Raw genomic sequence first — 23,229 nt, forward strand, 5'->3', positions numbered from 1 at the left:
TAATCTAACGATCAGGTCTCCTTTATCCGGGACCTGATCGTATCCTGAACAGCAATTGATACATCATTCCTTACCGGAACTTAAACGGAAGTAACGATAGGGTAAAATTCAAGTAAGGGCGGGAACCGAAATCATTCCTGAAGAAATAATTACGGGAACTCTCTCCCTGCTCGAATGCTCTGGCGGAAAGAGGATTCATCATTCCCCCCTCAACCCCCAGCATGAGCTTCCTGAGTAAACGCACTTCCAGTCCTGCACCGGCTTTCAGGTCGGATACCGCATAGTTCACGTCATGCGGGACCGACGGCTCATCCCGGTCTAAAAACGAGGCAGCAAGGGAAAAACTGGTTCCTGCAGATGCCCAGACGTTTTTGCCAACAGGGTGACGGAGAGCCATCCTGGCAGGGTCAAAGGAAAGCTCGAGGTTGGACGAAGCAAACCGGTGCCAGTATACAACCATTGGAAAAACCGGAACAGGCGTAAAAGGATCAATGTTGACAATGAGGCCGAGCCGGAGGTTTGTATTTTTGGTTTGCTTTAACGCAAAGGAGGCCCCTGCCAGGTAACTCATCCGACGCATAGAAGATAAGTCGTTACTTGCGCCAGACACTGAGGCAATATAAACCACCCGCTTACCAAACAGCGAATCTAGTCGGGAAAATACAAGACTCAGGCCGCCTGAAGACTTGTCAAAGCTGAGCCTGTCGGTGTTCAGAGCCGCAACCGGCGAATTCACTTCTGTAAATTCCATATGCTGCTGAAAGTAGGAGATGGTTGCCGACAAAGAATTCTTCCCCCAATTCATCACTGGAACTTTGAAGAGGGCGCTGGTTTGCCGCCTGTTCGCTTTTCCGTTATAGACTTTATTGCCATCGAGGATCCCGTCTACGGATCCACCGGCAACAAAGTCGGTTGATATGATCACCTGCCTTAACAAGGGTGATCTGACTGCCGCTTCCTCCAGATAGAGTGTTTTAAGGGAGTCGGCGATCCTTTTTTTTGCAGCCTCGACAGCTGTTTGTGCCCTCGGGCTCGCTAAGGAAAAGAAGCACAGCAGTAAAAGGGGATATTTACGCTTCATAGCTCAATCCTCCCTCTTTTGGTCTCTTTTGAAACCGCTCTTTAAGTCCGTTAATAATCATATACATAGCTGGAACAACAAATAATGTAAAAATCATGGAGCTGGTAAGGCCGCCAATGATCACCCATGCCATACCGTTTTTTATCTCCGCACCGGCTCCTGAAGCCAGTGCAATCGGAAGCATTCCCAGGATCATCGCCAGTGTGGTCATCAGAATTGGCCGCAAACGTTCTTTACCTGCTTCCAGCAAAGCATCTTTCACACTATGGCCCTCATCCCGCAGCTGGTTTGTAAAGTCGACGATCAGGATTGCATTCTTCGACACAAGGCCAAGCAGCATGATCATCCCGATAATTGAGAAAATATTCAGGGTTTCCATTGTCAGAGCCAGGGCAAGCAAGGCTCCGATTATCGCTACAGGAATTGAAAATAACACTACAAACGGATAAATGACACTCTCATATAGGGCAACCATGATCAGATAGACCAGCACGATGCCGGTAATTAAAGCAAGGCCCAGGCTTCCGAAGGCATCGCCCTGATTTTTAACATCCCCCAGATATTCTACGGTAACTCCGGCGGGCGTTGCAATCCTGGCCGCTTTAGCCTTGATGTCGTTTGCTACAGTTCCTGTTGGTCTGCCAACAACATTTGCCTTAACAGTGATGGAGCTCAGGCGGTCACTTCGCTGAAGAACACTCTCTCCGAGGCCTTCTTTCACCTCAGCAAACTGGCTTAATACGAAAGTCTCACCATCGGTATTTGCAAACGGAAGGTTTCTTACATCGTTTATATCAGACCGGTTAGATTTATCCAGGCTTATTAAAATATCATATTCGTTTCCGGCCTCCTTAAACTTACTCTTGTCATTGCCGCTGAACGCGTTCTGAAGAGCACCACCTACCTGACTTGCGTTAATGCCTAACAAGGTCATTTTTTCACGGTTTAGTTTCACTTCCACCTGGCGCTTCTGGTCCTTTACTGAAAGTTCAACAAAGCGGGTCCCGGGCACAGTGGCAATCATGGCTTTGTACTGCTCAGCCAGATCTCTTACTTTCTTCAGGTCTACGCCTTTAACAGCAACTTGTATGGGGGCCTGAGAATTCCCCGATACTGAAGTTGGCGAGGCTGTAACCTTAATGCCCGGAATAGAAGCACTCAGTTTCTTTTGAATAGCGATACCGAATTCCTCAGAACTCATTGACCGGTGCTCCCGGTCTTTAAGCGCGACTGTCAGCTCTGCCAGATTACTATTATTGCTGCTCCCGGCAACACTCCCGGTTACGAAACCTATGCTGGAGAACACTTGTTTTACTTCGGGTTGAGCCATGATGATCTTCTCCGCCTGTTGGGTAGTCATATTCGTCTGGTAAACAGAGGCCTCCGGCGACAACTCAAGGTTCACTACAAGTTCTCCCTGATCACTGTTCGGGATGAATGCAGCACCGATAAAGCCCTTTACCAGGAGCATCAGGGAGGCCGCAATGAGGATGATCACGCCTGACAGAAGCCAGCGCTTTTTGTGCAGGATCACAGCCAGCGCGTTCCCGTAAGTGTACTTCAGACGGTCAATGAAGTGTTCGAAACCCAGGTTCAGCCTTCCCCATAGTGTCTTTGGATTCATCTCCTCAATTTTCCCGAAGCGGCTCGCCAGCATGGGGGTGACCGTAAATGAGACAAACAAACTCATAAGCGTAGAGAATACTACCACAAGGGAGAATTCGCGAAGGATCGCACCGATGATGCCACCGGATACTGCCAGGGGCAGGAACACCACGACATCGACCAGGGTGATGGCCAGGGCAGTAAACCCGATCTCACTACGACCATCAAGGGCAGCCTTAACCCGGTTAGAGCCCATTTCCAGATGCCGGTATATATTTTCAAGGACAACAATCGAGTCGTCTACCAGGATTCCCACTACCAGCGACATTGCCATGAGGGTCATCAGGTTTAAGGAAAAACCAAATACATACATTGCAATAAACGTAGGAATGATGGATGAAGGTAGTGCCACAAGAACGAACATAGAACTCCTGAAGCTATGCAGGAAGGCGAGCATTACGATCCCTACAATCACCACGGCCAGAAAAAGATCGAACATTACCGCATCAGCCGACTCGAGCGTATAAACAGACTGATCGGAAGAAACAGCAAATTTCAGTTTCTCCCCTGAGTATTGCTGCTCAATCTGCCTAAAACTCTCTTTTACTTTTTTACTTACGTTAACCGCATTTGCATCACTCTGCTTTATAATCTGGATGCCGATGGAGGGAATTCCGTTGATATGGTTAATGGCAGTCGTTTTTGCTGTGGCATCTACTACTTCCGCAATATCACGTAAATAAATGCTTCCGGCTCCAGGCCGTTGCTGAATGATCAGATCGCGCAGCTGGCCGACCGATACGACATTGGCATCGTACTGTATAGATAGCTGCTGGTTCACCGTTTCGATACTTCCCGCAGGAAACGAACGGTTCGCGTTATTTACAGCATCAGTGACCTGGGCGATGCTCAGGCCATAGGCTTTCAGCTTTGCCTGATCCACATTCACCTGGATTTGCCGCTCGTCTCCGCCTATAATATTTACCTGTCCCACTCCCTCTACATTCTGAAGTATGGGTGTGAGCTGTTCATCTACAAGATCGTAGAGTTCTCTGGGTGCCAGCTTCGACGTGACTCCCGCCCGCAACACCGGTGTTTCTTCAAGATTTACCTTATTTACCACCGGACGGTCAATATCTTCCGGCAGTTCGTTCTGAGCCTGATCGGCCTTCCGCTGAATATTGCGTTCCGCCTCGTCAACATCTGTACCGCTCTTTAAGGCGACCGATATGACTGACACGCCTTCCTGCGACGTAGAAGTGATCTTGTCCAGACCTTCCACGGAAGCAAATGCGTCTTCCAGCTTTCGGGTTACGGATGTCTCCACCTCTGCAGCTGAAGCTCCCGGATAAACGGTACTGACCGTTACTGTATTGACCTCGATCTTTGGCAGCAGGTTATAATTCAGATTAAAATAGCACTGCACCCCAAAAAGGATGAGTACAGTGAATATCACGATGATTAATAATGGCCGCTTAACGGCAACTTCTGCAATTGACATTACCGTTCTTTTTTACTTTGAAATACTAACGGGTGCGCCGTCCCTGAGATTTATCTGACCCGATGTTACTACCACCTCGCCCTTCTGCAGGCCCCCGGTGATCTGAACTTTGCTACCCGATTCGCTGCCGGTCTGGACCGCCTTTAAATGGGCTGCATTGTTTTCAACGACATAAACGGATGCGTTTTTTACGCTCTCCGTAAGGGCCTCGCGTGGGATAAGCAGAACCTGCTGCCGGGTCTTTTTTGAAAAGTCTGCGTAAACGAAGGTTCCGGAGCGGAGAAGGGACTGGCTCACATTGTCCACTTCGATCTCGACCATATAATTATGGGTCTGATCGGCCTGAGGGCTGATAAAACGTATCGTTCCATCGAACACTTTTCCAGGAAAAACATCGGCAGTAATCTTCACCTTTTGCCCTTGTTTTACCTGGTAGACCTCCGCTTCCGTAAGGTTAACATGAACCTTCGCCCGGGATAGGTTAACCACCGTGGCTATTTCTGCCCCCCCATTCACAAAAACCCCTTCTTCTATTACCTTCGTGGCGATCACTCCGCTTGTCGGCGCCTTAACCGCTGCGTCAGCTAGTTGCTTCTTTACCTGATTCAGTTGGTTAACTGCATCAAGATAATCCTGCCTGATGCCGTTTACCTTCTCCTGGGTAGCAGCTTTACCGGCAAGAAGCTCAGTATATGTATCCAGGTCGTTTCTCAGCTTCGCTACTTTACTCCGGGCGTTCTGAAGATCGAGTTGCTGGGACCGCGTGTCAATACGGGCGATGACCTGGCCTTGTTTAACACGGTCACCAAGATCGATATATAACTTTTCGACAGTCCCGCCTGTTGCAGAGAGTACCTTTGTTTCCTTAAAAGGAATAATATTTCCGGTTTTGACGATGCTGATTTCCTGAAGTTGTTCTTCTGCAACTGCCGTGCGGACCGGGATCCGCACCACCGTCGAATCCGTTTGCGTTTTTTTCCGGTCAATCTCGCGCTTGTTGACAGTAAGCTTATAAACTATAAGAACAATGATAAAGGCTGTAATAATGCCAATTATATATTTTGTTTTCATTTGCTCAACGGTATAAAGTATATGAAGTTTTTAGCGTGCCGGCAGCTTTATCGAAGTCGACCTTAGTTACGAAAAGCTTGTATAAAGAATTTAAAAAATTGTTATGAGCCTCTTTCAGAGAATTCTGTGCGTTGAGCCAGTCCGTAAGATCTGTCACCCCCTTTTGATACTGAAGATCTGTGGTTTCAAAAACCGAATGGGCCAGATCTATATTCCGCCTGTCGTTTTCCACGTTCAGTTGAGCCTCTGTCAGTTTCGTCCGGGCATTCTCAAACTGCAGCCGATACTTTCCCTTGTCCAGCTCCAGCGCCTCCTGTGCATTAAGTTTTTTATATTTTGCCTGCGAGGCCTGAGCATTGCGCTTAAAGAAGTCGAAAACCGGGATGGTGAGCTTTATGCCTGTAGCGGAGAAGGAACTCATGTCCCGAAAAGTCGGGCCGAGATCATCGCCGAAGCCATTTGCACCGTATCTGAAATAGCCGGAAAGTTTAGGCAGAGCACCTGCTTTAATCCTGCTTTCGTCGATTTCGAGCAGTTTAAGATTTACTTCGGACAAGCGATATTCCACCCGGTTACCCGGAGAAAATGAGCTGTCGATGACTGCTGTGGCTGTAACTATACCAGAATAAGAAGCCGCAGCACTGTCGAGCGGCAGAGGCTGCTCAAAGGGATAACCCATCTCATATTTCAGCTGATTTTCTGACAGAGCCAGATTGCTCTCCGCCACGCGAAGTTGTGAAAGGGAATTATTATAATCCACCAAGATCTTATCAAGCTCCTTCTGGAGGATCACACCCTTTTTCACCTTAAGAGAGTTAATATCAATTTGCCTGCGGTAGGTTTCCTGAACGGACCTGATAAAGTTAAGCTGTTCGCGGTATACGAAAATCTGATAGAACGCATTACTCACATTATAGATAATTGCTTCTTCATTCATCTGCCCGTTCAGGTCAGCTTGCTGCCTGTTGTACTTGCTGGCTTTCAGCCCGGTCAGCAGCGACTGATCAAAGATCACCTGATCTAACTGTGCGGTTCCGTTTGTGCTGTACTTTTTACTGAATGCAACCCGGGTGTCTTCGGGACCAAAAATACCGGCAGGTATAACCGTCTCCTGGACCTTCAGATTATTATCTACAGTACCGGTTGCATTTATTGAAGGGAGATATGCAGCCAGCGCTTCACGAGCCCGTGCATCGGCAGCTTTCTTTTCATTCTCGTAAACGGTGGTGTTCCTGTTGTTCTTCAGTCCGTATTCTATACAGCTCTTCAAGTCCCATCGCGTTTGAGCTGACAGACAATAAGGAACAAGAAAACATATCATTAAGAAAAAAATGCTCTTCATTACTAGTCTTGCTTGACGGGTTGATATCAATCCGTGCCTGTTCGTTCAGCAAATATGACCAGCAAAGGCGCCCCGGGACAAGCTAAAACAGGGTGAGGCGGACAAATTCGAGGGTGAGCCGGCTAGTACGCTTTGGCGAGCCAGTCGAGGAATGCCGGTGCTTTCTCTTTGCTGACGGTGATCCTTTCGGGAAAGGGGACATTCAGGTTTAAGGAAAGTTTCCGGGAGAAGAAACTCGATACATCGATGATCGCTTTCCGGTTCACCAGGAACTGGCGATTAGCGCGGAAAAACGAATTCCCTGCCCTGGCTTCCAGTTCCTCCAGCTTTTTATTAGGATAGTACGTCTTACCGCTGAAAGTCTGCAGATGTGTTTCTTCATTTTTTACGTAGAAAAACGCAATCTCATCCAGCAGGATGGGAATAATCTTATCCTTGTAGTAAACAAGGATAGAAGAAGCTGGTTTCGCCGACTGATTACTAAGCGCACTCATCAATTTCTCATACTCAGCGCTCACATCACCGGTAAAACTGCGTTTTAGATTCTTATACTTTTGCAAAGCAGCCTTGAGCGTGCTCTGAGTAAAAGGTTTAAGTATGTAGTCTATTCCACTTACCCGAAAAGCATCCAGAGCATACTCGTCATAGGCGGTACAAAAGATGATGGGAACCGGAATATTTGCAGCAACGAAAATTTCAAAACTGAGGCCGTCTCCCAGCTGAACATCACTGAATACCAGATCAGGCAGGTCATTGCTTTTCAAATAGGCAATTGATTCCCTGACCGAGTGAAGCTGAGCACTAATCACGGCCCCAGGTTCAAGTTCGCAAACCGACTGCGCCAGTTCAGCGGCGAGCAGTCTTTCATCCTCTATTATTACAATGTTCATCCGGTAATATTTTCAAGCTTACGGAAAAAAAATGTTCGGCTTTAGCTATCAGCACCTCGTCGCCTGACCAGAGTCTATAACGTTCGGCAAGATTAGCCAGGCCATAGCCCTCACTATTCTCCTTGACACGCTTGTGTTGCAAATTATTAGAAACCGTAATCCAATCGCCCTCCTGTTTCAGAATAACGGTTAGAGGGTTCTCTTCGGTTACCTCATTATGTTTAATTGCATTCTCCAAAAGGGGCTGCAATGAAAAACTAGGCATAAAATAACTGAGGCGCTTTGGATCATGTATATCTATTTCACAAACGAGTGCTGAACCAAAACGGATACGCTGCATTTCAAGATAGCTGACGTAGAGCTCAAGTTCATCCTTTACAGTAGCAATACGGGAAGAATGATTTGAAACAGAAGCACGAAGAAAGTTAGCAAGACGAACAAGGTATTCCTCTCCTTCGGACGGGCCTTTCTTGTATAATGCTTTTAAGGTATTAAGTGCGTTAAACAAAAAATGTGGATGAATCTGCTGGCGAAGCAAAAGATTTGCGGCCTCGGCGTTAGAAACGGTCAGCTTCGAAAGTTCCAGTTCAGCCGAGCTTTTGTCGTATTGTAGTACAATCGTGTTCTGTAAGAGCATGATAAGCAAGTTAGATACCGCTGTGTGAGCAATAACTGAGGGGATAATTCTATAATGCTCATAACTCCAGTTTACACCTGCCAGCAATGCAAAAAGAGGAATGATTGACAGGTGAAATACGGCAGAAACAGCAAACGAAATGAAGAAACGGGCTAAATTGTACCAAGCCCGGCGGGTAGCATACTTTCTCCTGTAAAACTTAAGAAGATAAAGATTCACATAGCCGCTAAATAGTAAGCCGCACCCAGCCATAGCGGTGAATGAGACACTTACTTTGGTAACCGTTTGATCTGGAATAGAATAAAAGAAGACATACAGACATCCTACAGAGGCTGCTAGCCAGTTTAATCGGATCAAGCTCTTTACAGGAAGATTAGACTCCATCCCGCAAAGGTAAGCTTTTAGGAGAGGCCGGAAAATCTAATGAAGCTGAGGCGGACAAAATGAGGGTTGAAAAGGATGTGGTTTTCAGCCGGATTTTCTATCGTCGAAGATCAACCTGAACGCTGTGCCTTCACCCACCCTCGACTCCACGTTTATATGTATTTGATGATACAAAGCGATACTTTTAACAATTGCTAAACCAAGTCCGTACCCCACATGCGAGTGCAGATTTGTCTTCCTGAAGCGATCAAAAATAAATGGCAGATCCTCTGCTGGTATTCCAATACCCGTGTCCCGGATAGTAAGCTCGTACCGGCCCTGTTCTCCATAAAAGCCTTTAATGAAGATAGTCCCCTTATCCCTGTTAAATTTTATAGCGTTATGAATAAGGTTAAAGAATAATTGGGACAAAAGGTCTTTATTGACATCATGAAGCTCCACTCCCGGATCTATTTCGACAAGGATATTCAGATCTTTTTCTTCAAGCCGGTGCCTGATCTCTTCTATAATATCGTCAAAAAGAGTTCTCAGCACAACTTTATCATTTCTGATGAACTGTTCATTTTCAATCCTTGAGATGAGAAGTAATGACCTGGTTATGTTTTTCAACCGATCTACTGTCTTCATTGTCTCAACAACAGCTAAGGCGGAAGCTTCCGACGTCTGCTCGTCGTTCAGCAAGTTTTCAAGCTTATTTTGCAGGATACTGATAGGGGTCATCAACTCGTGAGATGCATTGGACGTAAACTCGCGTTCCTTGTCAAAAGCTTCATCAATTTGTCTCATTAGCATCATTAGCGACTCGTCCAGATATCTAAAATCGCTGGTGCTCGTAGGAACTCTTTTTTGACCTTTTTTGAAAGGGAACTTCCTGTTGATCAGCTTGCTTTTAATGATCATAGTCAGTGGCCGGAGCAAGACTCTGATAAAGGTCAGGTCAATTAGGATGGACAGTGCGACCAGTCCCACCAACACCCACAATGCAAAACGCTGAAGTGGCTTGTTATATCTTTCAATACTATTGGTTGTTTTACCAATCTCTAACAAGTAGTTTTTGCTGTTATTCCTGAAGGTGTGACTAAGTATCCTGTAGTTCAGAGTGTCTCCTTCAATAATTCGCCGGGCATCTTTAATAGTATCAATATTAACTTTCTCTTTTACTGGAACAAAAGCTATAAACTCCTCTTTTAACAAGGTGTAACTTCCGTAATTATCATCTCCCTGCAAATAATAGTCGAGTCCTTTCTTATTTACGATGCTGATCACCTTACTCTTCTGCTGTTTCAGTGTATAATTGGTATATTGAGAGGCAATCTCCTTTACAAGAAATGGCAAAGCCGTAATGAAGATCAAAACGATGACAAGTTTCGACCCGGTAATGAAGAGCGTAAGTTTTACAGACAGTTTCATATTATTTTTTAACCCGATAACCAACTCCGCGGACGGTTTCAAGCCATTCGGTACCGGCATACGCGTTTAACTTCTTCCGTATGTTTTTAATATGCGCATCGATATAATTTGAATCATAGTCGTCCCCGGCAAACGACCCCCATATATGTTCACACAGTTGTACACGGGTAAGAACCCGGTTTTTGTTGAGCAGCAAATAGCTTAAAAGATCAAATTCTTTACGCGACAGCTCAATCTGCTGTTCACCATAAAATATCAGTCGTTTTTGGATGTCCATACTGAATTCCCCCATTGGAATCCGGTCTTCATTAATGTTAAATTTCCTTCGGGCAATAGCCTGCATCCTGGATTGAAGTTCCAAAAGGTAAAATGGTTTGGCCAGGTAATCGTCGGCACCAAGGTCGAGGCCGCTGACCCTGTCTTTTAAATGAGTACGCGCTGTAATGATGATATATGCTGCTTCAGGGTTGCTCTTTTTTGCTGTTTTCAATATCTCCAGACCATCACCATCGGGCAAGCTTAAGTCAATCAAAATAAAATCGTATTGGTTGAGCTCTAATTGTTCTACCCCTGTCCTAAACGAATGAGCTAAGTCGCAAACATAAAAGCTCTTTTTAAGGAAAGCTTCTATTTCGTAAGCGAGAGTTTTTTCGTCTTCAACAATCAATACCTTCATAACAGGCGAATTAAAACTGGTAATAAAATGAAATATCGAACAAAGATTGCTGCTGCCTGAGCTCCGCCTCCGCCTTCGGTCCCAATATGGAAAACTGATAACCGACCTCCACCAAATAATCAGACCGGCTAAAGCCAAGAGGAAGCCTGAAATTATAAGATAATAAATTAAAACTGCTTGATTGAATTGTAACGGGGGTAGAAGTAGCTGTCGAATTAGCCTGGCCGCCTGCCCCCTTCCCTTTCCCCTGATTTCGTTTTTCCTTTTTGGCTGAATACGTATTATAAAAATGCCTCGTCCCGGCAACCAGCTCAATTGCTGGCTCTATATAAAAGGTATTCTTATCACTTAAAAAACTGCCCAGACTGATTTCCTTCGAATTCTCCAGGCTTAAAAACAAATCGCTTTGCTGGCCAAATGCATAGTCAGCACTCAATTCACTCTTGAGCAGAGAAAATGAACCTGTTGCTGAAAGATTAATATTGTTTTCATTTGCGGCCTGAAGTAAAGGGGAATTTGAAGGAAAAAAAGACCGGGAGTACGAAGCACCTATGCCAATCTTGTCATTAAAATCAAAATCGTATCCTGCACCCAGGTCTGTTTCTGAAATACCTGATCCGAAGTTCAGAAGTTTATAAGCCCCTGCCGAAAAATGAAGGCCAGAAGGCAACCTAACGGTAGCATTGAACAATGCATAGGGTAGCTTTACATTAATTGACTGACCATAATAGCTTACATCACTGCTATACAACCCTGCTAAGGTGACAGTTGCCTTTTTCGTAGTATCATCCTGTGCAATCACCTGGATTGACGATATGAGAAACAACACAAACAGTAATCTAAACCTCATGTATGAACAACTCCGATCTCATTAATAAACACCTTATTGACCATAGGTACAGTATTCTACGGTTTCTTTATTTTCGGCCGAATGACTTTAATTGGCTTTACTTTAACATTTGGCTTGGGAACAACCTCTGGCCGGGATTGTTTTCTGGCCTTTGGAACCTCCGGTATATCTTCTTTTGGGTGATCAGGCTTATCTTTTTTGTCAGATTTCTTCCTGTCACCCTTCTTGTCATCCTGCTTTTTTTCCTGCCGTTCCTGATCACCCAGCATCCGGGATTCAGAATGTTGAGACGATAAAGCCAACACCGGAGACATCATAAAAAGGACAATAGCAGCATACTTCCTTAATAGTGGTATAAATAAGCCTGACATTCGATAAATATAAAAAGTTTGCGCAGCAGGACAGTCATTATTCATACAAATATCCTAACCGAAGATGAAATTAACATGAAAACCAAGCCCCAAATAATTCTGGATTTTCATTTTCATTTCATGTTCCCGCTTCAATTTTGGATCATAAAACTTTACAACTAAATATACTGTTATGAAAAAGAAACTGATATACCTGATGACCGCTGTTTTATCAGGAATTATGGTGTCATTCAGCGCCTGTACGAAGGATGGAGACAGCAGAACTGACGGCACAGCTAAGCTGCAGATCAGAATGACTGATGCTCCCGGAAACTTTAGTAAGATCAACCTGAGCGTGAAAGAAATCGTTTTGATTTCTAATGGCAAGCCTTACACTTTTACAGCAAACGCCAACATTTTTAACATCCTTGATTTCAGAATCGGTACCAGCAAGCCCGATATTTTAGTCGCATCAGGAGAGATGCCTGCAGGCGATATTACGGAGATCCGGCTGGTATTAAACGACTCTGGCAATACCATCGTTGTAGACGGCGGGGAGCAGGCTCTTACGATCCCCAGCGGGCAATCGTCGGGATGGAAAGTTAAACTTACCGAAAATCCCTCTCTTTTACCCGGAGCAAGCTATTCTCTGCTGCTCGATTTCGATGCAGCAAAGTCGATAGTGAGTACGGGTAATGGACGGTATATTTTAAAACCTGTTGTAAGAGGCGTTGCAACTGCTACCTCCGGACTAATTTCAGGTGCTGTATTGCCGTTGGAGAGCCACCCGGAGATATTAGTCATTGCAGGAGCGGATACAGTTGGCACAGTGCCAGATCCGTTAACCGGTAAATTCACCGTCGGTGGTCTCGCCGCAGGAACTTACAGTGTGAAATTTTCACCGGTGGCAGGATATAGAGACAGCACAGTCACCAATATCGCCGTTTCCGCAGGCCGTAATACTGATTTAGGGACGGTAACGTTAAAGCAATAAAGATAGAAATACCAGATGAAGCTTATAATTAAATCAGCTTCATCTGGTATACTTATAGTTCTATATCTGTCGAGGCTTCTGAATTCAAGTCGCGATGATATGAAAAACCAAAGTATTAAGTCAAGTTCTCTCTATACAACCGCTTACCTCAATCAGTTGGTAAGCAGTCCCTGTCTACGAGTATCTTATCCAGACCTCTTATACCATAGTCATCCGGATCTTCTGTACTTTTTTGAACTCTCCCTCTAACAGATTATACCGCTGCTCCATAGCATGATCAATTGAATAAATAGTTTCATTTCCGGATTTTCTTGCTTCTACTCACAATTTCCTATTCTCGGGTTCTCGGAACTGCCGCATGGAAATAAGTACTTGCTTTGCGGATACTGCGGTGTTGGATTGTCTGTTACGATCAGCGGCGCCATCATCTGTCCGTTATATCCGGGCATGATCACCTGTTCAGATGAACCGTTCCCCAGGGCCACGGTCTTCGCTGCCTGGTTATTATTAAAGCTGTAATCGATCATCGCATCCAGGAGACGGTAAACACCGTAATAATCCAGGGCATCAAAAGCACTCCTGCTGTTCGGCAATACATGATCGGTGTGATAGGTATAACCGGCAACTGCCGATGATTTAAAATAGATGAAATCTTTCTCACTGCCGGCGATATTGATGTTTTTGAAGATATCTATGGCAATCCGGTGATCATTGGTATCATCCTCGTCATATACCTGGGTAATCATCTTTACATTCGATGGAAAGCCCGCCAGTTGCTGAGAGGTGATCTGGTAACTGTACCATGGCGCCATGGTAAACAAAAAGCGACCGTCCTGTCCCCAGCCTTTTTCTGTAAAACCTTTCCAGGCAAGGCCGATGGAAGCACCGCCGCCGAAGGAATGGCCCATAAAGCCTACTTTTTTGGTGTCGACAATATTGGTATAGTCTGCCGCAGCTTTAGTGAAGCCGGCCCACAACGTATTATACCGTTCATCTACACTGACACCGAACGTTGGATAGGGTACAAAGACCACTACATAGCCTTTTTTTGCAATGAATTCAAACAGACCCCGGTTATATTCCTTGTCTTCACCACCAAAGGGATGGGAGAAAAAGATAGTTGGCCGCGGCGAATCCATATCAAGCGGGTAAAAAATAGTCACCCTGGTGCCGGCGTACCGGGGATTGGCAAAACTGGTCTCCCCGACCTGGTGCCGGCCGTCGGCGCCGTACCCTGAAACAGGGGGCTGAATAGGTCCCTGCAACTTAGTCTGCTGCGCGGTATCCTGATCGTTGTTCTTGCTACAGGCGCTGATCAGCAGACACACTGCTATAATTTTTAGAAAGATCCTTTCCATAGTTCTACATTTTTAAGGGTTTACCCGACTCATAGGCTTACACCCGGAAGTATATGTATTGTTAATTACCGGAAGTCCTCCTGTTTTTACTGTTGGTCCTTACCGTGGCGCGCCGGTTGGCGATGTTGCTTTGAGCGGTCTCTCTCACCGATGATGCGGCAGCTCGCCGGTTGTCCCGGCGCTCACTGCTATTCGCTTCCGCCAAAGTCCTTGCATCCGTTTTGGTTGCGTCAGGGTCGTTCCTCAACGTCCGTCGCTCGGCGCTGTTCTCTTGAAAGGTTGCCTGCCGTTGCTCTTCTTTACCTCCGGCAGTAGCCTGACGCCGTGCCTCGTTTGCGTGGTAGGTCGCCCGGCGATTCTGACTGTTTACCCGTTTGACGGATTGTGCAGATACTGCACCGGCACAGATTATCATTGCGATGACAGTGAAAATAATCTTTTGCATAGTTTTTATTTTTGTTAATCCAAATTACCTACATCCATACTTTTTTTGAACCCTATTTAGGGTGAAGCTGTCAAACTGCCGGGTGAAATATCAAAACCGAACGCTGAATATCAAAAATGGTCAGGGTTAACCAGCACGTCAACAACGCATTTAGTGCACAACAATAACGTACCGGCGAACTACCGGACGCACCACAACAGGACGCACAACGGCAACACGGGCGGGCAACAACCACGTGGTGCATTTAAGTTATTACTTATTTAATCATGATGATTGTACGAAAACAAAAGCCGAAAGTTATACGCTTCTCATTGAAGGATTTGAAGAAGTCGCTCATTTCTCTAACTTTTTCAAAAAACAGACCGACTGTTCTCCTCTGACTTTCAGAAACCAGAAAAAGGTTTCTTTTTGCAAACATTGTTTTGATTCCCGCAAGTACCTACCGATCCGTTCTTGCCAACTTTGTTCTATCAAATTAAAGAACATGGAATTAAGCAAGAACACCGTCCTGATTATGCATGGACCGCTCAATAAAAACAATTGGACTTTTCAGAAAACCTGTTTTTCATTTTTACCCGGACCTTTGTGGTATATTTTAATCTAAAAAGATGGAAGACAAAACAACTGTTTTGGTAACGGGCGGAACGGGTTTTGTAGCCCGGCAGATAATTCTGCAATTGTTACAAAAAGGCTACCGGGTGAGGACAACGGTCCGCAGCCTTGCAAGTACAACCGAATTGACAAAAACGCTGATGGTTCAGGGTGTGGCGGCCATTGATCATCTCTCCTTTGTTGAAGCAGAGCTCACCAAAGACGATAACTGGCAAGAGGTGATGCAAGACTGCAAATATGTATTGAGCGTAGCATCGCCGGTGTTCTTTGAAAAGCCCAAAAATGAGCAGGAAGCGATCCGGCCTGCGGTGGAAGGCATTTTACGTATTCTGAAGTTCGCAAAGCGAGAGGGCGTGAAACGGGTGATAATGACCTCCAATTTCGGTGCCGTCGGCTTTACGCTACCGAAGCAGATTGGACGGATACGGCAGTAAAGGGGCTATCAGTTTACGAAAAGTCAAAAACACTGGCCGAAAGGGCAGCCTGAGATTTCATACGAGAAGAAGGTGGCGGACTGGAATTTGTGACCATTAACGCTGTTGCCATTTTGGGTCCGCCGGTGGATACGCATATCTCCGGCAGCTTCCATTTGCTGAATGGTTCGATGAAAGCAGTGCCTGATATTCCGCTGAACATAGTAGATGTCAGGGATGTCGCAGATCTGCATATCCGGGCGATGTTAATCCCAGAGGCCGGTGGCCAACGCTTCATTGCCAGTTCAGACGGACAAATTTCATTGCGGGTCGAAAAGGTCAGCGGCGATGTCGGGATTACCGAATTGCTACCGTCAGGCGATCAGTTGAAGGATTGCCTGAACTGTAGCGGGCTTTGACTGGTCTTGAGCTTAAAAAGCTTATTGAACGATTGTGAATGTTCAAAACCCAGTTGATACGCGATCTCGCTAACAGACAGTTCAGTTGTCGATAATTTTTCTTTTGCCTTATCGATCAGTTTTTCATGGATCATCTGCTGTGCGGTCTGCCCAGTGAGCTGCTTGAGCAAACTGCTTAAGTATTTTGATGAAATATTCAGTTTGCCGGCCATATATTGAACTGTTGGCAACCCTTCAGCAAGCAAACTATCGTTATCAAAATAATCCGCCAGTTCCTTCTCCAGGCGGTCGAGTAGCGAATGGTTAGTTATTTTCCTGGTAATGAACTGACGTTCGTAGAAGCGTTCAGCGTAGTTCAGCATTGTTTCGAGGTTGGAAACGATAATGTCCTGGCTGAATTTATCAATATTGGAATGATACTCTTCCCTGATATTTTTTACGATGTCATTGATCAGTTGCTCTTCCCTGTCTGAGAGAAACAGGGCTTCATGGGTCGCGTAACCAAAATATTCATATTTCTTTATTTTCCTGACGAGCGATGTATTCCATAAAAAGTCAGGATGTATAAAAAGCATCCAGCCTTCCAGCCCGACCGGTACGCCATTTTCTTCACCCCGCAAAATTTGACCGGGTGATAAGAAGGCCATTAAGCCTTCGTCAAAATCATATTTTTGCTGGCCGTAATGTAAACCATCGCAGCCTCTTTTCATTGAAATAACATACAGGTCGAATATTACAGCTTCAATCCCCGTATCATTTCTCAGCCCTTTCAGGTCAATGATACTAACCAGCGGATGATGCGGCTTAGGGAGCCCCATCAAGCGATGTATCTCTGAAATGGACCGGATCCTGAAGGGTGTTGCTTTTCCCATAGTGCAATTTAATTAATTTTTAAACGGATACTTCAGCCAGATCATAATAAGTGGCAGGAGTAGAAAAGGTATTTCCATCAGGGCCATCTTATAATTTTCTGACTGTATTGCTAATGCCATCACCAGTGTAATTAACATCGCATTGAGTACATTGCCATAAAAGAACGCTTTAGGCAACAACAGCAATACACCGGTGATTATCGCCAGTGAACCCAGAAAAGGGATAGTCTTTTCGGTAATGCCCAGGCCTGCCATTGCTTTCACTGATTCGGGATTATTTTTATAATTAAATGTATCCCAGCCGTGCTTGAAGTTTAACAATGCTGAAGCAATGAGCAACAGCAATGAAATGATGTTCTTTACCATTTAGCCGAGAATATAAGTGTTCATGATATAACCTGCCACGATCGCAATGGGTATGCCGATCAGCGCACTTATGAGTGCCCTTTTTGCCTTGTTAGGGTATTGTGCCCTGTGCCTGAAGTACAGGAAGAATCCTATTGGCGGAGCGGCATTGGATACAGCCAGCCAAAATCCTGACAACACGTCGTTATTATTTTTCATCTTCATTGCTCTTATATTCTTTTATTTTAAAAAACTAATTCATTGACAATCCCACGAAGTGCGTACTATGGATGTCCTGCGGCAACGAAATTGCTTTTTTCATACCGTCCTGTTTATTTGTTTATTTAATTGCTTAAACTTTCCAAACTCCTTGTGGCCGAAATTCATTAAGGCGTTGGGTATGACACGGCTTAGGAATTTCAGCACTTTCACCATGCCCGGCTTGATCTCCGGTGTGTCGCTTGCAAGGCCTTTTACAGCCACCGCAACCAGCTTATCCACATCCATCATCTGGCTTTGGTTGGGTTGTAGGACCCAGCCGTTTTGCAGATTGGTATTTACGCCCGGAGGGATCAGCTCCAGTACTTTGACCCCTGTATCTTTTAATTGAAGACGCAAGGCCATTGTAAAAGCGTGGGCTCCGGCTTTTGAAGCACTGTAAACGGGAGCTGAAGAATAGGCCATAAAGGCGATCGCAGAAGATACATTTACGATGGCAGCAGAAGGCTTCTTCATCAGGTGCTGTAAAAACAGATGCGCCATTTGGATAGTGCCTGAAAGGTTTATGTTGATCTCACGGGTAAGGTCTTCCAGGCTGTAGGATGCATCCTGCATATCGATCAGCCGCATTTCACCGGCGTTATTGATCAGGATGTTCAGTTCAGGGAACTGCCCGACAACATTTTGATAAAGTTTCCTGATTTCGCCCGGATCACTCACATCGCTCTGAAAGGTATGGACCTTAGGAAACCGCTTTTTTGTCTGCTCCAGCGCCTCCATTTTGCGCCCTGTGACAATGATCGTTGCACCTTTTTCGCCAAGCTGCTTTACCAATTCCAGGCCTATGCCGCTGGTGCCGCCTGTGATCAGGATGGTGCTGTTTTTTAAATCCATGATAATGATATTTTATACAGCAAAGATCAGCCACCTGAAGCAGGTATATGTATCCAAAAGTCGCAGCGTTGTAGTAGAAAGGCCGAAAAATGTTTCTTAAGGACGAAGTTATGGCAGCCCCCTTTTTGGATTTCAAGGTCATCCCTTACAGGGTTTGGCAAAAAATCTTCACGCACCCCCCGGGGGTAGAATTTTTTGCGCAATATCTTACTCCCCCTGTGGCGGCCTTATCCTGCCTATGAAACGAAACCGGCATCCTCAGGCTCTTTACACGAATAAAAAATGTCAGGAATTTTAACAAAGGGTCAAATAAAGGCAATTACCAGAGCTTTCAAATCTTTACCAGATTTATGAAAAGGGTAACGTATTCAAAAGCAAACGCTCATTCGCGGCGTGTTCAAAGATGGTGCAACTCCAGTATTTATGACAAGGCGTCGAATATATGCAGAATGTGTAAAAAGCTATAAAAACCGGATCCGAGTTGTTCGACCCCGGTGAAAGTCCCTTAGCGGATTACTTTGAACCGTATCCAAGCCTAGCTGAGTAGCTGTGCATAAGATCAGTAATAAAATGGCGTTGAAACGTGACCTTACAGGCAGATGACCTAAAGTGCCTCTCAGTAGGGATCAATCCGGAAACCTGTGGAGGGCATAATAAAATCCTACCTTTACAAGAAAAAAGACTTGGAGAAAGAACTGTTATCCCTATTGCTTCCTGAAGGCCTGACAGAGTTGTTCGAAGTAGATCGAACAGAGAAGAAAGACGGTCAGATTCATTTGTATTTATCTCAAAAGAATGAACCTCCTGCGGGCTATGACCGGAGCGATCTGTTATCCAAGGGCTTTTTCGATGAGATCACGGTGCGTGATTTTCCCCTTCGGGGCAAAGCATGTTTCCTTCATTTAAAGCGGCGTAAATGGATTCATAAGAGGACCGGTTCGGTCATCTTCCATGACTGGAACCAGGTAGCGGACGGCACTCGAATGACCATCGAGCTTGCCGCTTTTTTAAAAGGATTTGATCGATAAATATCCGCTGAGCTTTCAAACAATCGCTACGCTATTCGGGCTGGAAGGCAAACGGCTGGAAGAACATTACGTGCGGCACCTGAGCGACTTTATGACCTGGCAGGCCCGTGAACATGCCAGTGAGTGGTTGCTCTTTCCGGAGAATATCGGCTCTCACCTGAGCATCGATGAGACGAGTTTGTCACAAGGAGAATTGTACACGGTAGTGACCAATAAGGCGGCCAAAGGAAAGAAAGGCGCCCTGGTAGCCATCATCAAGGGAGTCCAGAGCGATCAGATCATCCGGGTGCTCAATAGGATTCCCCGGCGCAAACGCTATCAGGTAAAGGAAGTTACGCTGGACCTGGCTGCCACCATGGAGCGCATCGTTAAACGGAGCTTTCCCAAGGCCAAACTGGTATCCGACCGCTTTCATGTCCAGCAACTGGCTACCGATGCCGTGCAGCAATTACGCATCGAATATCGCTGGAAAGCCATCGACCAGGAGAACCTGGAAATCGAGTTGGCCAAGGAACTGGATAAGGACTATGTGCCCAATCTGCTGGAGAATGGCGATACCCAAAAGCAATTGCTGGCCCGCAGCCGGTACCTGTTGTTCAAGGATGAGACCAACTGGACGCCCTCCCAGCACCATCGGGCGGAGATCCTTTTCAGATTCTACCCCGATCTGGAAACAGCTTACCGACTGAGCCGCAAACTTTCGCATATCTTTTCAGCCACCAAACAGAAAGAGCTCGGTTATACTCGTTTGGCCCGATGGTACCATGAAGTGGAGAAGGCCGGCATGAAAACCTTCTCTTCGGTAAGAAGAACCATTCAAAATCATTACGAAACCATACTGAACTACTTCGATAACCGAAGTACCAACGCCTCTGCAGAGTCCTTCAATGCCAAAATCAAAGCGCTCAGATGCCAGTTCCGGGGCGTCAGAAATACCGACTTCTTTATGTACAGACTCATGAAAATTTATGCTTAGTCCACAGGTTTCCGGATTGATCCCTCAGTAGCTTTAAACACTGTTTTTTTTTGCTAAAATGAAGAAGGCTGATTTAAAAATCAGCCTTTGTACCCAGGGCCGGGATCGAACCGGCACGATCGAAATCACAGGTGTTTGAGACCAGCGCGTCTACCAATTCCGCCACCTGGGCTTTTGTGGAACGGGATGCAAATCTATCTAATCTCTCCCGTATTCACAACAAATTTTCGAGATTTCCGGCGAATAATCCGGAACAGCCTCTTATTGAATTTATTACTTAATTATGTATTTAAAAATATCGTTCCCTAACACAAAAACCATCAGGGCTACAATGATGCAGAAACCGACGATCTGAGCTCTTTCCATAAATTTATCGCTCAGAGGCTTTCCTTTTATCATCTCAATCAGCAGGAACAAAGCATGTCCCCCGTCAAGAGCGGGAATTGGCAGCAGATTCATCAGCGCCAGTGCCATAGAAAGCAAGCCTACCAGTGTCCAGAACTTCAACCAGTCAACTGTGCCCCCGAACATATTGGCTATACCTACAGGGCCTGTAAATGCTTTATTAGCCTTTACCTGGCCGGTAACTACTTTTCCAATTCCTTTTGCATTGTCTGTAAAGAGTCCCCACGCCTTGGATGCACCAATAGGCAGGGATGCAAACAGGCCATGTTTGACGCTCTCCGTTGGGATATTCCGGTTCAAAGAAACACCGATCAGGCCACTTTCATTAACAACAGGCGTTAATGTCAGCACCTGCCCTTTGCGCCAAACATTTACATTGATCTTCTTTCCTTTATTCGCAAGCAGTGTCGATTGAAACTGATCGAAAAACTGAACGGGCTTGCTGTTTACCGTAAGGATACTGTCGCCGCCTTCAAGTCCCGCCGCACTCGCATTGCTTTTCGGCAGCACTTCATTTATACTGTTCAGTGTCTCGCGCGGCTGGATAAACTCTCCTACCCCATAATCAGCCACCTGCTCCAATATGTCGCCCGGCACGTGGACTGACTGTGTTTTACCTTGTCTCTCCACCGTGAGCTCTGCTCCTCCTAAAAGGACTTTCGAACTGGTGATCTCGTCAAAGCGCTTAATGTCAGCACCATTGACCGCCACAATACGGTCGCCTGCCTCGAGGCCGATCGACTTCCCAATCTTACCGGGAACAATACCATGCACAAGCTTATCGTTCGGGATATAAGTCTCACCCACTTTAAAGGTGATCATCCAGAAAATAAGCACTCCAAGGACAATGTTCACAATAATACCTGCAAGCATAACGATCAAACGCTGCCATGCAGGTTTCGAACGAAATTCCCAGGGCTGCGGAGGTCCTGCCATCTGCTCGGTATCCATCGACTCATCTATCATCCCTGAAATCTTCACATAGCCCCCCAGGGGAAGCCATCCGATCCCATACTCGCAGTCTTTATATTTAAAACTAAAAAGTTTAAATCCCCAGGCGTCAAAGAAAAGATAGAACTTCTCCACCTTTATTCCAAAGGCCCGGGCCGCAAGGAAGTGTCCTAGTTCGTGTAATATTATTAATATTGAAAGTCCCAGCAAAAGCTGGCCTGCCATAACCAATCCATCCATAGTTCTGTGTTGATATTATAATATTGGGATATTATTTTTAAAATTTTGTTACTAAGTGCCGCGCAATAATTCTTGTTTCCTTGTCCGTTTCGATGTAATCTTCCAGGACAGGATGACGAATATAAGAAACTTCAGTCATACATTTTTCTATTACCTCACTCATCTGGAGAAAGCCCAGCCGGTCATTCAAAAACTCTGCCACCACCACTTCATTCGCAGCATTGATAACACATGGCATGTTTCCGCCCTGTTCCAGAGCGTTAAATGCATATTCAAGGTTTCTGAATGTCCCCCTGTCAGGCTGCTCAAATGTCAGCTGCGGATACTTCAGAAAATCAAAACGCGGAAATGTATTTTTTATTCTCCCAGGATAACCAAAAGCGTACTGGATAGGTAACTTCATGTCGGGCAAGCCCATCTGCGCCTTCATCGAACCATCCTCAAACTGCACGAGAGAGTGAACGATCGACTGAGGATGCACGATGACATCGATCTGTGAGGGGTCCAGGTCAAAGAGCCATTTCGCTTCAATCACCTCAAGCCCCTTGTTCATCAGAGTAGCCGAATCGATCGTAATCTTGGCCCCCATTACCCAGTTTGGATGCTTTAAAGCCTGATGACGGGTTACACTTGCCAGGAAAGCAGCATCCCGGCCCCTGAAAGGTCCGCCTGAAGCAGTCAGGTAAATCTTTTCTATCGGATTGCCCTCCTCTCCTGTCAGGCACTGGAATATAGCAGAATGTTCCGAATCTACAGGCAGTATCCTGACATCATGCTCCTTCGCCAGCGCATTGACAAGTCCGCCGGCCACGACCATTGTTTCCTTATTGGCCAGGGCAATGTCCTTCCCCGCCCTGATAGCAGCAATGGTTGGTTTTAAACCGCAGAAGCCCACTACCGCGGTGAGTACAATATCAATTTTAGGATCCGTTACTACCTCAGAAAGTGCATCCTCTCCGCCGTATACCTCTATCCCGCTTCCCTGTAATGCGCTCTTTACTTCCTCATATTTTAACTCATCGGAAATAACGACTTTTTCAGGTTTAAATTTCAGTGCCTGCTTCACAAGCAAAGCAGCATTCTGATGGACAGTTAAAACGATGACTTTGAAAAGACCTGGATTCTCCTCTACCACCTCCAGAGCCTGTGTCCCTATACTGCCAGATGATCCAAGTATTGCTATGTGTTTCAATATGCTCTGTTTGTTAGTATTATATTAAGTGCCTTTCAGAAACAAATTCCTCCCAAAAGACTCCTCTCT

22 protein-coding genes and 1 tRNA gene are annotated in these 23,229 nt (G+C 45.6%); 5 read left to right on the plus strand and 18 right to left on the minus strand.

Annotated features, from left to right (window positions below; all coding sequences use genetic code 11):
• Window positions 1-70 precede the first annotated feature (70 nt).
• The 9 genes from DDR33_RS18325 to DDR33_RS18365 all read right to left on the minus strand — a co-directional run bounded on the left by DDR33_RS18325 (window position 71) and on the right by DDR33_RS18365 (window position 11,447).
• Window positions 71-1,081: a hypothetical protein gene (locus DDR33_RS18325; protein WP_109417260.1), complete on the minus strand. Its 1,011-nt coding sequence runs from the start codon at window positions 1,079-1,081 to the stop codon at window positions 71-73.
• Window positions 1,071-4,187, minus strand: a complete 3,117-nt coding sequence (locus DDR33_RS18330; protein WP_109417261.1) for an efflux RND transporter permease subunit — start codon at window positions 4,185-4,187, stop codon at window positions 1,071-1,073. The genes DDR33_RS18325 and DDR33_RS18330 overlap by 11 nt, the downstream gene beginning before the upstream one ends.
• A 12-nt stretch (window positions 4,188-4,199) precedes the next feature.
• Window positions 4,200-5,258: an efflux RND transporter periplasmic adaptor subunit gene (locus tag DDR33_RS18335; RefSeq protein WP_109417262.1), complete on the minus strand. Its 1,059-nt coding sequence runs from the start codon at window positions 5,256-5,258 to the stop codon at window positions 4,200-4,202.
• A gap of 4 nt (window positions 5,259-5,262) precedes the next feature.
• A complete protein-coding gene (locus DDR33_RS18340) occupies window positions 5,263-6,528 on the minus strand; it encodes a TolC family protein (protein WP_238387854.1) in 1,266 nt (421 codons plus the stop codon).
• 194 nt (window positions 6,529-6,722) lie between these two features.
• Entirely contained in the window at window positions 6,723-7,490 is a 768-nt protein-coding gene (locus DDR33_RS18345; RefSeq protein WP_109417264.1) for a LytR/AlgR family response regulator transcription factor, read from the minus strand.
• Complete coding sequence (locus tag DDR33_RS18350; protein ID WP_109417265.1) at window positions 7,465-8,511, minus strand: sensor histidine kinase; 1,047 nt, start codon at window positions 8,509-8,511, stop codon at window positions 7,465-7,467. Before DDR33_RS18350 ends, DDR33_RS18345 begins: the two co-directional genes overlap by 26 nt.
• An 84-nt stretch (window positions 8,512-8,595) precedes the next feature.
• A complete protein-coding gene (locus tag DDR33_RS18355; protein ID WP_109417266.1) occupies window positions 8,596-9,921 on the minus strand; it encodes a sensor histidine kinase in 1,326 nt (441 codons plus the stop codon).
• A gap of 1 nt (window position 9,922) precedes the next feature.
• Window positions 9,923-10,597 (minus strand): response regulator transcription factor, encoded by a 675-nt coding sequence (locus tag DDR33_RS18360; protein ID WP_109417267.1) that lies wholly within the window; start codon window positions 10,595-10,597, stop codon window positions 9,923-9,925.
• Window positions 10,598-10,607: 10 nt separating this feature from the next.
• Window positions 10,608-11,447 carry a hypothetical protein gene (locus DDR33_RS18365; protein WP_109417268.1) on the minus strand — a complete coding sequence of 280 codons (840 nt, stop codon included), beginning with the start codon at window positions 11,445-11,447 and terminating at the stop codon, window positions 10,608-10,610.
• A gap of 543 nt (window positions 11,448-11,990) precedes the next feature.
• Here DDR33_RS18365 and DDR33_RS18375 point away from each other — a divergent pair.
• Complete coding sequence (locus DDR33_RS18375) at window positions 11,991-12,791, plus strand: DUF4382 domain-containing protein (RefSeq protein WP_109417270.1); 801 nt, start codon at window positions 11,991-11,993, stop codon at window positions 12,789-12,791.
• Window positions 12,792-13,108: 317 nt separating this feature from the next.
• Here DDR33_RS18375 and DDR33_RS18380 read toward each other — a convergent pair whose 3' ends face one another.
• Both DDR33_RS18380 and DDR33_RS18385 read right to left on the minus strand, forming a co-directional pair.
• Window positions 13,109-14,149 (minus strand): alpha/beta hydrolase family protein, encoded by a 1,041-nt coding sequence (locus DDR33_RS18380; RefSeq protein WP_109417271.1) that lies wholly within the window; start codon window positions 14,147-14,149, stop codon window positions 13,109-13,111.
• A gap of 61 nt (window positions 14,150-14,210) precedes the next feature.
• Window positions 14,211-14,594, minus strand: a complete 384-nt coding sequence (locus tag DDR33_RS18385) for a hypothetical protein (protein WP_238387855.1) — start codon at window positions 14,592-14,594, stop codon at window positions 14,211-14,213.
• A gap of 608 nt (window positions 14,595-15,202) precedes the next feature.
• On the opposite strand from DDR33_RS18385, the gene DDR33_RS26485 reads away from it, so the two are divergent.
• The gene (locus tag DDR33_RS26485; protein ID WP_202913782.1) at window positions 15,203-15,640 is read left to right on the plus strand and encodes an NAD-dependent epimerase/dehydratase family protein; all 438 of its coding nucleotides are present in this window, start codon (window positions 15,203-15,205) and stop codon (window positions 15,638-15,640) included.
• Window positions 15,641-15,729: 89 nt separating this feature from the next.
• On the plus strand, window positions 15,730-16,038 hold the full coding sequence (locus DDR33_RS26490; protein WP_202913783.1) for a Rossmann-fold NAD(P)-binding domain-containing protein: 309 nt from the start codon (window positions 15,730-15,732) through the stop codon (window positions 16,036-16,038).
• Here the strand turns inward: DDR33_RS26490 and DDR33_RS18400 are convergent.
• From DDR33_RS18400 to DDR33_RS18415, 4 genes are all read right to left on the minus strand, one after another.
• Window positions 16,002-16,910: a helix-turn-helix domain-containing protein gene (locus DDR33_RS18400; RefSeq protein ID WP_109417274.1), complete on the minus strand. Its 909-nt coding sequence runs from the start codon at window positions 16,908-16,910 to the stop codon at window positions 16,002-16,004. The genes DDR33_RS26490 and DDR33_RS18400 overlap by 37 nt on opposite strands.
• 12 nt (window positions 16,911-16,922) lie before the next feature.
• Window positions 16,923-17,276, minus strand: a complete 354-nt coding sequence (locus DDR33_RS18405) for a hypothetical protein (RefSeq protein WP_109417275.1) — start codon at window positions 17,274-17,276, stop codon at window positions 16,923-16,925.
• The gene (locus DDR33_RS18410; protein WP_109417276.1) at window positions 17,277-17,480 is read right to left on the minus strand and encodes a hypothetical protein; all 204 of its coding nucleotides are present in this window, start codon (window positions 17,478-17,480) and stop codon (window positions 17,277-17,279) included.
• Window positions 17,481-17,573: 93 nt separating this feature from the next.
• A complete protein-coding gene (locus DDR33_RS18415; RefSeq protein ID WP_109417277.1) occupies window positions 17,574-18,368 on the minus strand; it encodes an SDR family oxidoreductase in 795 nt (264 codons plus the stop codon).
• A 683-nt stretch (window positions 18,369-19,051) separates the two neighbouring features.
• On the opposite strand from DDR33_RS18415, the gene DDR33_RS18420 reads away from it, so the two are divergent.
• Window positions 19,052-19,396, plus strand: a complete 345-nt coding sequence (locus DDR33_RS18420) for an ISAon1 family transposase N-terminal region protein (protein WP_109417278.1) — start codon at window positions 19,052-19,054, stop codon at window positions 19,394-19,396.
• Window positions 19,386-20,372 carry an ISAon1 family transposase gene (locus DDR33_RS18425; RefSeq protein ID WP_238387856.1) on the plus strand — a complete coding sequence of 329 codons (987 nt, stop codon included), beginning with the start codon at window positions 19,386-19,388 and terminating at the stop codon, window positions 20,370-20,372. Before DDR33_RS18420 ends, DDR33_RS18425 begins: the two co-directional genes overlap by 11 nt.
• Window positions 20,373-20,462: 90 nt before the next feature.
• On the opposite strand, the gene DDR33_RS18430 is transcribed toward DDR33_RS18425, so the two are convergent.
• The 3 genes from DDR33_RS18430 to DDR33_RS18440 all read right to left on the minus strand — a co-directional run bounded on the left by DDR33_RS18430 (window position 20,463) and on the right by DDR33_RS18440 (window position 23,160).
• Window positions 20,463-20,544 (minus strand) — tRNA-Leu (locus DDR33_RS18430).
• A 101-nt stretch (window positions 20,545-20,645) separates the two neighbouring features.
• On the minus strand, window positions 20,646-21,968 hold the full coding sequence (gene rseP, locus DDR33_RS18435) for an RIP metalloprotease RseP (RefSeq protein WP_109417279.1): 1,323 nt from the start codon (window positions 21,966-21,968) through the stop codon (window positions 20,646-20,648).
• 37 nt (window positions 21,969-22,005) lie between these two features.
• Window positions 22,006-23,160: a 1-deoxy-D-xylulose-5-phosphate reductoisomerase gene (locus DDR33_RS18440; RefSeq protein WP_109417280.1), complete on the minus strand. Its 1,155-nt coding sequence runs from the start codon at window positions 23,158-23,160 to the stop codon at window positions 22,006-22,008.
• Window positions 23,161-23,229: the final 69 nt, after the last annotated feature.

This window comes from Pararcticibacter amylolyticus (genome assembly GCF_003130405.1).
Lineage (GTDB): Bacteria > Bacteroidota > Bacteroidia > Sphingobacteriales > Sphingobacteriaceae > Arcticibacter > Arcticibacter amylolyticus.